Raw genomic sequence first — 11,283 nt, 5'->3', positions numbered from 1 at the left:
AAAGTTTTACGTACTTTAACTGAATCAACCTATGAAATTCAGCCTCAGCAAAGTCATTATGAATCTCTCGAAGTAGATGAGTTCTGGAATTTTGTTGGAAATAAAAAGAATAAACAATGGCTTATTTTTGTTCAAAAGTCATATTTTACCTCGGAGAAACCGGACATTTTTATTGGTGAGAATATAGACACTTTAAATGGGTTCTAACACTCTCTGTTATTCCTAAGTAGAAATGTCCTACCTAATAACCAAATAGAAATGTCCTATACAGACACTTCCAAGTCAAGCACAGGATTCAGATTTCGTTCTTTGATTACTGTTTTCTGTGCACGTCTGCTCGGCATCTTTTGAGAACGATTGCGTTTGTTTTGCTGTTCTAATTCTTCGTGCTGTTGTTGAATATGATTGAGAACAGCACCTAAACGTTTATTCTCAACAACCTCTCGCTGGTTGAGCTGACTTAATTTATCGAAGATGCTGTAATTGATTTTTCTTCCTTGATGTTCAATGGCTACCGTGCCATCCGGGTATTCCAGAAACTCAAGATACTTGCCGATCAACCTTTTATTTTCTTCGGTATTTTCCAGTAAATATACGCATTTATCATAAGTAATCGTCAGGCTGTTCGTGACTCTGCGGGGTTCACGCCAGGTAAAAACATCATCTAATTCTTCGGCTGTTTCAGTGACAGTCCGGTGTAGATCCTTGGGATTAAAGGCCATATTGGCAAATTTACGATTAAATTGCTCGATAAAGCAGGGCAGCCAGGCATTCGCTTGCTCAATCGAATAGATGCCTTCCAGGCGCATTTCTTTAATCAGACGGTCCTGAAGCGTTCTATTCGCCCGTTCTACACGGCCTTTGGCTTGTGGTGAATTGGCGAAGATGATATCGATATTGAGGGTACTGAGTACGCGTCCAAACTGGGTAATCTTGGTGTCTTTCTTGCTGCTTTGATTCACCCTGAAGACTGAATGTTTATCACTGTAAAACGCCAACGGCTTACCATGCTGCTCAACATACAAACGTGTTGAAATCATATAGTCAAATGCTGATTCCGACTCACAGAAACGTAAATGCTGTAATTTTCCTGTGGCATCATCGATAAATACCAGCAGACAGCACTTAGCAGCGCGTCCTTCAAACCAGTCATGGTGTGAGCCATCGATTTGAATCAGTTCACCATAACAATCTCGGTTATAACGAGGCTGATACGGGCGTTTCAGGCGCTTGGCGCGAGGAATCCACAGATCGGCTGCAATCATCCAGGAACGCAGTGTTTCCACTGAAATATCGAATCCATGAACAGTGGTGAGCTTTTCATGCGCTAAAGTGGGTCCGAAACCATGCAGTTGATCCGAAACAATATTGAGGCACTTGAGTCTGAGCTCTTCAGGAAGCCTGGAATTGCTGATTTGGCCACGTGCAGCATGTGCTAATGCAGCTGGGCCTTGAGCTTTGTATTTTTGCAATAAACGTCTGATCTGACGTTCTGAAATATGAAGTAGCTGAGCAGCTTGGGACTGGGTTATGCGTTGATCACAGATTTCTTGCAAGACCGACAATCGTTTAAGTTCTTTATCCGACATAGACACCAACATATCAAACCGTCCGCTAAGAAAATTGCAAAAGTGCATATTCTAAAAGCGGACATTTTTACTTTGGAGAAACCGGACATTTCTACTTGGGGCTTACAACTCTCGTTTCGTATAACAGCCATTATGTTAAATGAATGATAATTGACATTTTGTTCATTAATACTGATATGCAACGAATTTTATTATATGTCACCCCTCAATTACAAATATAAATGACTGCTCGTCTAATCATCTCCATTACACAATTAAATGTTAAAATGCATAGCTACTTCATCTAAGATAAAATATATGTATCCAAATCTACAGCACAGCTTCGAAAACAGCGTCATTCTCGTTGTAGAAGATGATTATGATATTGGTGACATTCTTGAAAAATACATAAAAAATGAAAACATGCAGGTCATCCGTGCATTGGATGGACAACAAGCTTTAGAGTGCCTAAAAGCCAACTCTATCGACCTGATTCTCCTTGATATTAAATTACCCAAACTAAATGGCTGGGAAATTCTACAAATCATCCGTCAAACAAGTCATTTACCTGTCATTATGCTGACTGCCTTAGATGATCAAGTGAATAAGATCATGGGGCTAAAAATGGGTGCTGATGACTTTATTATTAAGCCATTTAACCCAAACGAAGTGATTGCACGAATACAAGCCGTACTTAGACGAAGTACAAGCCAAAATATGGAAATAACTAATATTATTCGTTATAGAAATATTGAAATTAATCCAGATCATCATCAAGTTTACATTTCAAATGGTCAAAGAAATCAGTTGCTCAACCTTACGTTAACTGAGTATAAGATACTGTTTTTGATGGCAAAAACACCGAATAAAGTCTTTACACGTAATGAATTGATCCAAAACTGTATGCCTGAAAGTGATGCTTTAGATCGCACTGTAGATAGCCATATCAGCAAATTACGCAAAAAACTTGAAGAAAATGATGTAAATGGCTTATTAATCAATGTCCGTGGCGTGGGGTATCGCTTAGATCAAAATCATGAAATTTAACTTTTTTAAAAATTCTGTTGGAATTAACTTCCAGTTTATTATCATGATGAGCCTATTCAATTTAGGCATTACGCTGTTATCTTTCATGATTGGCTATTTTGTTTATAGCTGGGCGATAAAAATAGGTTTTCTAAATACACAAGTTATTAATTCAAATGAATTTTCAGTTACCTCCGTTGACTTTATCTGGCTGTTTTTAGTGCTATTAACAGGCTTTTTTCTTTCTACTATCCTCGCCTTTAAATATGGAAAACGCTATACACAGCCAATTAGTGATTTAGCAGATGTTATTCAACAAATTCAACAAGGCAATTTAGCACTCAGAATTAAACAGCCACATCATGATATTCCACATGAAATCAAGTCTCTTATTGAGAACTTCAATGAAATGGCAAACCAACTTGAAGTATCAGTTAAGAATTCAACTGTTTGGAATGCTGCAATTGCACATGAATTACGAACACCTGTGACAATATTACAAGGTCGCTTGCAAGGTATTGTCGATGGTATATTTATTGCCGATAAAGCTTTACACCTAAGCTTATTGAACCAAGTCGAAGGCTTATCTTACCTTGTGGAAGATTTACGGACACTGACACTTATTGAAAATAAACAATTACGATTAGAACTAGAAAAGACCAATTTAAAAAATAGTATTGAAAAATGTCTGCAGATGTTTAATGAACGGTTTCATGTTAAAGGTTTAACTATTGTTTTAAATTTGACGGATAAATTGGTTTGCGTTGATATAAGAAGGATGGAACAGGTCTTTATTGCATTGTTCTCTAACTTTCTAAGATATTCGAATGCTGGAAAAATAAATATTACATCTGTAACCACAGCAGAACATTGGGTATTGACGTTTGAAGATGAAGGTCCTGGTATTGATGAATCGCATCTTAAACACCTGTTCAAACCCTTCTATCGACTGGAAGACTCTAGATCATGTCTAGATGGCGGTACTGGATTAGGCTTGGCAGTGATTGATGCAATTATTGAAGCACACCAAGGTCATATTTATTATTCTAAATCCAAAAACTTAGGTGGCAGCTGTTTTACTATTCAACTAAATCGTAAGACATCAACTCATTTATAATGTGTTAAGTTCAGATTAATACGGCTTAATTTAAACCATAAATTTAAGATAAATTGATGTCTGAACTTAACCATTCTGTTTGATGATCCTCAAATAAATTTCATCACAATGAATTCTCATCTCGATATTTAGCTAGCATAAAAAATACCACAATGGAGAGTATCCCGATGATAATCCCTGCTGTTAATAATAAATTAACATGAGCTGAACTGAAGGCAATTTTACCTGCGTTAATCAATGCTGTACCTTGTTCAACGGGTAACTGGCTCGCCACTAAATAGGTATCACCAATCGAAAGTCTGGCTTTTTCTGCTAAAACAGCAGTTAAATCTGACGGCACTTGAAGATGACTGCCAAATATATAGGCCATGAAAACACCAAATAAAGTAATACCTAGTCCTGTACCCAGTTCATAACCTGTACTTTCAAGTGAACCTGCCGCACCGCCCTTTTCTGCAGGTACTGAGCCCATGATCGCAATGGATGAAGCTGTTAAACCAATACTCAGTGTTAATCCAATCGAAGCTAAAATAAAGGGAACGATGATTCCCGGATGATGAAAATCTGAATAACTCAAACTGACCAACGCAATTGCTGCCAATATTAATGACATGGTCGCAACCAGACGGAGTCCAAATTTATTGGATAAAAAACCAGCAATAGGCCCGCCAATAGCGGCCGCAACCATAATCGGAACCATAAAAAGACCGGCTTGCAGCGGTGTTAAACGAATGACATATTGCAGCTCCATTGCCAAAGTTAACTCAACCCCTGCCAAAGCGCCTGCAGCAACCATTGCCATAATAATGCCGGCTAAAATAGCAGGACGTGAAAATAGCGAAAGATCTAGCATCGGCTGAGGAGAATTCAGCTGTTTGCGTACAAATATGGTTAATAAGCCGATAGATAAAACGACCAAAGGCAAGACAATCAACAACGACTGTTTACCGCCTAAGCCTGCTTTTAGTGCATATACAAACGAAATCAAACCGACAATCAGCAATAGCGCTTGACCAAATGCCCAATGTCCAGGGGTTATAGCTTCTTTTCGGGACAATAAGAAATAGCACATTGGTGCGACAACCAGCATGATTGGGACGTTAATCAGGAAAACTGAACCCCACCAGAAATATTCTAACAATCCCCCACCAATGAGCGGTCCAATGGCGGCACCGGCTGATCCGATTGTGCCCCAAATACCCAGCGCAATGGCACGTTCGCGACTGTCTTCGAAGGTTCTGCGAATAATACCCAATACACAGGGCATAATCATGGCACCGCCTAATGCTAATAAAGCACGTGCGGCAATCAGCATAGAAGCCGTTTGGGAAAATGCCGCAAGGACTGAGGCAATTCCAAATATAACCAAGCCAATCAGCAGAATCTTACGATTGCCGACACGATCAGCCAAAGTTCCCATCGGAACTAAAAGTCCAGCCATAAGTAATGGATAAATATCAATAATCCATAAGACTTGGTTACTTGTGGCACTCAGCGATTGGGTTAATGAGGGAACCGCAACATGCAGTACAGTCATATCAATCACAATCGGCAGAAATGCAAGCACGACAGCGAGCAATATCCACCAGCGTTTCGGATCAAGATTGGTAGCTTTCATGATTAAACCTATATTGATGGTTTATTAAATCAATTCTGAAATAAAGATGTAAATGAAAGATTTGTTGTGGGCTAAACTCGTTAACCCACAGCTTTTATTCTCAGTTTTGATGCTTAATGTGCCGCTTTACGTTTCGAGAATTTCTCAACCATGCTCATGACGACAATAAAGAAAATCGGTACAAAAATAACAGCTAGAATTGTTGCGCTGATCATGCCGCCAAAGACGCCTGTACCAATCGCTTTTTGAGTTTCAGAACTAGCGCCACTGGCAATGACTAAAGGAATAACGCCACAGGTAAATGCCAAAGATGTCATTAGGATTGGACGTAAGCGCAATTTAGCGGCTGCAACGGTTGCCTCCACTAAACCCATTCCTTCTTCTCTTAGTGCTTTTGCAAACTCAACAATCAAAATAGCATTCTTTGCAGATAGACCAATAATCGTGATCATGCCGACCTTAAAGAAAATATCATTTGGCATACCACGTAACATTACTGCTAAAAAGGCGCCAATCAACCCTAGAGGGACAACTAGCATCACAGAGAATGGAATTGACCAGCTTTCATAAAGCGCTGCCAAGACAAGGAAAACGACTAACATCGACAACAGTAATAAAAACAAGGTTTGTGATTCCGACTGTTTTTCTTCTAGAGAAATCCCAGTCCACTCATAACCCACACCTTTCGGAAGTTGTTCAATCAAATTTTCCATCTCAGTCATGGCTTGTCCTGAAGATATACCTGCTGCTGGACTGCCAGAAATACTCAATGATGGACGACCGTTGTAACGATTGTATTGTTGTGGGGAATGTTGCCAAATTGGAGTAATTATTTCAGACATTGAAACCAATTTACCGCTTTGACTGTTCACCTTAATCTGAAGAATATCTTCAATACTCATGCGTGATTTGGCATCAAGTTGCACAATGACTTGCTGCATACGGTCATGATTTGGAAAATCATTGATATACATCGAACCCATTGAGGTTGAAATAATATCGGTCACATCACTGAAATTAACACCTAATGCCTGCAATTTATCTCTATCAATTTTAAGCTGTACAGAACTGCCATCTGGCAAACCTTCAGGATAGACCTCCGCCACGATTTTACTTTGTGCTGCTAATGCTAAAAGCTGATCTTGTGCTTCTCTTAAAGCAGGCATGCCAATATTGCCACGATCTAATAATCTCAGTGAAAAACCAGATGAGTTACCCAATTCATCAATTGCTGGTGGTAACACAGACATGGTTTGACCTTCTGAACTTTCAGCCATCGCTATATTGGCATTATTCACGACTTCTTGTGCCGTAATAGTACGCTCTTCGAATGGCAATAGATTGGTAAAATACATCGCTGTATTCTGACCAGATCCACTAAAACCAAAACCTAAGACCGCCATATTGTCTTTAATCCCCGTTTCTTGGTCTAAATAATTTTGAAACTCAGCAACGACTTTACGGGTACGTTCTTGAGTTGCATCCGCAGGAAGTTGAATCGAAGTCATAAACCACCCCTGATCTTCTTCTGGCATAAACGCAGTCGGAACGTGTTTAAAACTAAAAATCAGCACAATGACAATGCCTAAGAAACATAACATTGCGAGGGTTTTATGTTTAATTACTTTAAATAAACTGCGTTCATAGCGATTGTTCAGCTTCTCAAAACTGCGATCAAACGATGCAAAAACACCCTTTTTCTGATGGTCTTGATCAATCGGTTTTAACATCGTTGCACATAACGCAGGGGTTAATGTCAGTGCAAGGAAAGCTGAGAATAAAATTGAAACCGACATGGTAATGGTGAACTGACGATAGATAATCCCCACTGAGCCTGACGCCAATGCCATCGGCAAGAATACAGCGGCTAACACTAAGGTGATGCCAATAATCGGATTGGTAATTTCCTTCATGGCTTTAGATGTGGCTTCAACTGGAGATAAGCCTTCTGTCGCCATAATGCGTTCAACATTCTCAATGACCACAATCGCATCATCGACAATAATCCCGATCGCAAGCACCATACCGAACATGGTCAGCACATTAATCGAAAAACCAGCAAGCAGCATGACTGAGAATGTGCCAAGCAATGCAATCGGTGCAACAATCGCCGGAATTAAGGTGTATCGAACATTGTGTAAAAAGATAAACATGACAATAAAAACTAATGCCATAGCTTCAAGCAATGTCATGATTACTTTTTCAATCGAGATTTTTACAAAAGGTGCAGTGTCGTAAGGTATAGAGAATTTCATACCATCAGGCAGTGCTGAACCTAACTGTTCAATTTTCGCTTTAACACCTTCTGCAGTCTTGACAGCGTTGGCACCAGGACTCATTTGTATCGCCACAGCTGTAGAGGCTTTGCCATTTTCTAAAATCGCAAAGTTATACATCTGTGCCCCGATTTCGACACGAGCGACATCCGACAGTCGAACATTGGCGCCATTTTGTTGAGCACGTAAACTAATTTTCTTGAATTGCTCTACAGTTTCTAATTGACCTTGAGCAGTTAAAGGAATAGTAATTTGTTGCCCCGTCAAAGCAGGAACATCACCAATACGACCTGGTGATATCGGCAAGTTTTGGTTTTGGATGGCTGTATTCACATCTTGAATACTCAATCCATAAGAAACCAAACGATCTGGATCGACCCAAATCCGCATGGCTTTTTCAGCACCAAAATTTTGGACTTTACCAACACCGTCAACCCGCTTTAATTCTTCAATCACATAGCGAGTCATATAGTCACTGACATCAATTTCACTATATTTGCCATTCGGTGAACTTAAGCCCACCATCATTAAAAAACCAGACGACGCAGCATCGACCATCAGCCCTTGTTGTCGCACTGTTTGAGGTAAGCGTGACTCAATGGCTTTAATTTTGTTTTGCACATCAATTTGTGCAAGTTCTACATCTGTACCTGGTTTAAATGTTGCGGTGATTGTTGCTGTTCCAGAACTATCTGAACTTGAACTGTAATAAAGTAAGTTTTTGACACCTGACATTTCCCGCTCAATCAAGGTCACAACACTATCATTCAATGTTTTTGGCGTAGCACCTGGATAGATTGCCGTAATACTAATCTGTGGTGGCGCAACACTTGGGAATCGTGCAATAGGTAACTTGGGGATGCTTAGTACACCCAACAGAATAATAAATAAAGCAATCACCCATGCAAAAATAGGACGCCTAATGAAAAATTGGGACATTATTGCTGTCCTCCATTTTCCTTAATATTTGTAGGTTGCCACTGCTTAATTTTTAATTTTTGCTCAGGCTGTATACGATCAGCCCCTTCAACAATGACTTTCTCACCTGCTTGTAACCCTTGTTTGATCACATAGTTATTTTGATAACGTTGACCAAGCTGAACAGGCTTGCTTTGCGCTAAACCTTTTTGATTAACAATCGTAACATTGGCTTTACCACTAATATCATGTTGAATCGCTTGTTCTGGAACTAGGAGCGCATTTTCAACTTGAGCTCGGCTCATATTGACTCGAACATACATGCCTGGCAAAAGTTTTTGATTTTCATTATTGGCTAAAATACGGATTGTGACATCACCCGTATCAGGATCAACTTTAGTATCCGAAAATAGGATTTCACCTGTAACGTTATAAGGTTTACCCTGACTATTTAGGATTTCAACCGTATGTTTGGTATTTGACACGTCACCTTGCTGTAAAGCTTCCTGTAGTTTTTCATAATCACTAATTGATTGCTTTACATCAACATAGACTTTATTAATCTGTTGTATTACGGCCATTGCATTAGTATCACCTTGACCAACTAATGCACCCTCAGTCACTAAGATTTCACCAATCGTTCCCGAGATAGGGGCTGTAACAGTCGCATATTTAAGATTAAGTTGTTGTCTGCTTAACATGGCTTGCATTTGCGCCACATCGGCTTTTGCTTTTTGATAATCTGCTTCGGTATTGTTGTATTCCTGCTGACTAACCGCATTTACTTTTACTAATTCAGTGTAGCGTTTTAACAGCACCTGCAAACGTGTCACCTCAGCTTGTGCACGGTTTAAAGTGGCTTGATTGCTTTTTACATCTGCCTGAAATATTTCAGAATTCAATTTAAAAAGCGGTTGACCTGCTTGCACATAAGAGCCTTGCTTAAAAAGTACTTTATCAACAATTCCACCTACTTGCGGGCGAATTTCAGCAATACGGTAAGCGACAACACGGCCTGGAAGATTTTCAATTAAATTCATGGAATGCGGTAATACCGTGATGGTACTGACAACCGCTGGTGGCATTTCTGTTGGGGACTGTTCAGCATCTTTGGCTTGTGTACAGCCGATTAAAAGTACAGTTGTAATAAGTATTGAACCTATTAAATGATAATGTGTTGACATGCTTTTTCAGAGGGGGGGTTTTAGATACTACTATTTTGAAATAGCAGTGTTTATGAATTGCTGATGTTGTGTGGAGATTGTGTGGAGATTGTGTGGAGAGATTAAAAGATTTATTTTTTAATGACACGCTTAAACAGCGTGGCTTGTAAATTAGTATAAATAATTTTGTTGTTCTACAATTTTGATCGTATCTTAGTTTTTTCTCATAGTTCATGAACTTTAAAATTCTAAACCAAGACTAATATTTATATAAGCAATTGAAAATACAATACATAGTTTCTTTATACACTTATGAAGTGAACTTTAGGTGAACATAAGTTAAATAGAAATTTTTAATTAGTTCAGCACAAACGTACAATCTTTAAGGCCTATAACTCGATACCGTTCTCTCTTTGATGTTTATTGCTATCTAATTGAGTGAACTCTGTGGAAATATTTCTTTATACATTAAGCGTTATGTATAGCCCAGGCCCTGTAAATTTTATGGGGCTAAATTCTGGCCTTACAGGTCAATTAAAAAAGACTATAGGATTTTACCTAGGCATTGGTTTCGCCATGTTGATCTTATTCGTATTGTTTGGCTATATAGGTGAAGCTGTTATTCCACATGGATTGATTCATTATATTGCTTTAGCGGGTGCAATTTATACATTCTACTTGGCTATAAAAATGATTAGGGCGAATGTAGAAACAACTCAACAGCAAGAAAGCCATCTAACATTCTTAAATGGCTTATTTATTCAGTTATTAAATCCAAAAGCCATTCTCGTCATTCTACCTGTTACGACAATTATGTACCCTGCAGCCAAAATCACAGGAATCATGATCTTGATAGTTTCTTTACTGATTTCACTTGGTGCTGTTGGCGCACCATTCACCTATGCTCTGGTTGGAAAAGTATTAGGCAACAAAATTGCTAATCCTATCTGGTTTAATCGGCTAAATAAGCTGATGGGTATACTCTTGATTTTATCAGGGCTTTTTATGTTCAAAGATTTTCTTAATGGAATAAATCTGCTGTAGGACAAATTAGCCGTTCAAATCGAACGGCTATCTTTTAATATTTATCATTTTCCATTGAGTGGGAGTTAAACCAAATGTTTTTATAAAATGTCTGGTCATATGACTCTGATCAAAAAAGCCTGCATTTAAAGCAGCATTAACAATAGACTCCCCTTGAGCAAGGTAGAACTTAACTGTTTCTAAGCGACGCATGATCATATAACGGTGTGGGCTAGTTCCAAATAATAATCGGAAATCACGAGAAAGGCTCCAGCGGTCACGATCAGCATGTTTCTCTAAATCTGACAAACTTAAGTTTTCATGTGGATACGCCAAAATACACTCACGCGCTCTCTCTGCTGCCTTGTAGTCAAATTTTTTGTTTTGGTTAGATGAAGTATCTGAAATTTCACACAGTGTAGTTGCCAAATCAAATAGAGCATCTTCCGGCACTGTTGCAAATAGGCTGACATGATAAGCTAAATATCTTATTTATTTCGAGATACAGCAGATGAATCCCTTCCACGGTCGGCACTTTCAAGGTGAAATCATTCTTTGGGCTGTTCGTTGGTAT

The 11,283-nt window shown here is 38.9% G+C and carries 7 protein-coding genes and 2 pseudogenes; 4 read left to right on the top strand and 5 right to left on the bottom strand.

The window, feature by feature from the left end; genetic code table 11:
* Window positions 1-129 (top strand): annotated as a pseudogene (locus FTU36_RS15910) (IS1 family transposase); the annotation flags it as partial.
* 134 nt (window positions 130-263) lie between these two features.
* Here the strand turns inward: FTU36_RS15910 and FTU36_RS15905 are convergent.
* Window positions 264-1,589: an ISNCY family transposase gene (locus tag FTU36_RS15905; protein WP_079393426.1), complete on the bottom strand. Its 1,326-nt coding sequence runs from the start codon at window positions 1,587-1,589 to the stop codon at window positions 264-266.
* Window positions 1,590-1,886: 297 nt separating this feature from the next.
* On the opposite strand from FTU36_RS15905, the gene adeR reads away from it, so the two are divergent.
* Together adeR and adeS are read left to right on the top strand one after the other, a co-directional pair.
* A complete protein-coding gene (gene adeR / locus FTU36_RS15900; RefSeq protein ID WP_032073130.1) occupies window positions 1,887-2,615 on the top strand; it encodes an efflux system response regulator transcription factor AdeR in 729 nt (242 codons plus the stop codon).
* On the top strand, window positions 2,605-3,711 hold the full coding sequence (gene adeS, locus FTU36_RS15895; RefSeq protein ID WP_032073131.1) for a two-component sensor histidine kinase AdeS: 1,107 nt from the start codon (window positions 2,605-2,607) through the stop codon (window positions 3,709-3,711). The genes adeR and adeS overlap by 11 nt, the downstream gene beginning before the upstream one ends.
* A 103-nt stretch (window positions 3,712-3,814) precedes the next feature.
* Here the strand turns inward: adeS and FTU36_RS15890 are convergent, their stop codons facing one another.
* From FTU36_RS15890 to FTU36_RS15880, 3 genes are all read right to left on the bottom strand, one after another.
* The gene (locus FTU36_RS15890; protein WP_032073148.1) at window positions 3,815-5,329 is read right to left on the bottom strand and encodes an MFS transporter; all 1,515 of its coding nucleotides are present in this window, start codon (window positions 5,327-5,329) and stop codon (window positions 3,815-3,817) included.
* A 113-nt stretch (window positions 5,330-5,442) separates the two neighbouring features.
* Window positions 5,443-8,547 carry a multidrug efflux RND transporter permease subunit gene (locus FTU36_RS15885; RefSeq protein ID WP_270915313.1) on the bottom strand — a complete coding sequence of 1,035 codons (3,105 nt, stop codon included), beginning with the start codon at window positions 8,545-8,547 and terminating at the stop codon, window positions 5,443-5,445.
* Window positions 8,544-9,707, bottom strand: coding sequence for an efflux RND transporter periplasmic adaptor subunit (locus FTU36_RS15880; protein ID WP_032073150.1), 1,164 nt, complete (start codon window positions 9,705-9,707; stop codon window positions 8,544-8,546). Before FTU36_RS15880 ends, FTU36_RS15885 begins: the two co-directional genes overlap by 4 nt.
* 426 nt (window positions 9,708-10,133) lie before the next feature.
* On the opposite strand from FTU36_RS15880, the gene FTU36_RS15875 reads away from it, so the two are divergent.
* Window positions 10,134-10,730, top strand: a complete 597-nt coding sequence (locus tag FTU36_RS15875; protein WP_074163998.1) for a LysE family translocator — start codon at window positions 10,134-10,136, stop codon at window positions 10,728-10,730.
* Window positions 10,731-10,757: 27 nt separating this feature from the next.
* Here the strand turns inward: FTU36_RS15875 and FTU36_RS15870 are convergent.
* Window positions 10,758-11,156 (bottom strand): annotated as a pseudogene (locus FTU36_RS15870) (helix-turn-helix transcriptional regulator); the annotation flags it as partial.
* Window positions 11,157-11,283 lie beyond the last annotated feature (127 nt).

The organism is Acinetobacter sp. YH12096 (assembly GCF_013419215.1).
GTDB classification, from domain to species: domain Bacteria; phylum Pseudomonadota; class Gammaproteobacteria; order Pseudomonadales; family Moraxellaceae; genus Acinetobacter; species Acinetobacter amyesii.
Note: the sequence above shows the minus strand (reverse complement) of the source record. Positions and strands in the feature narration are given on the sequence as shown.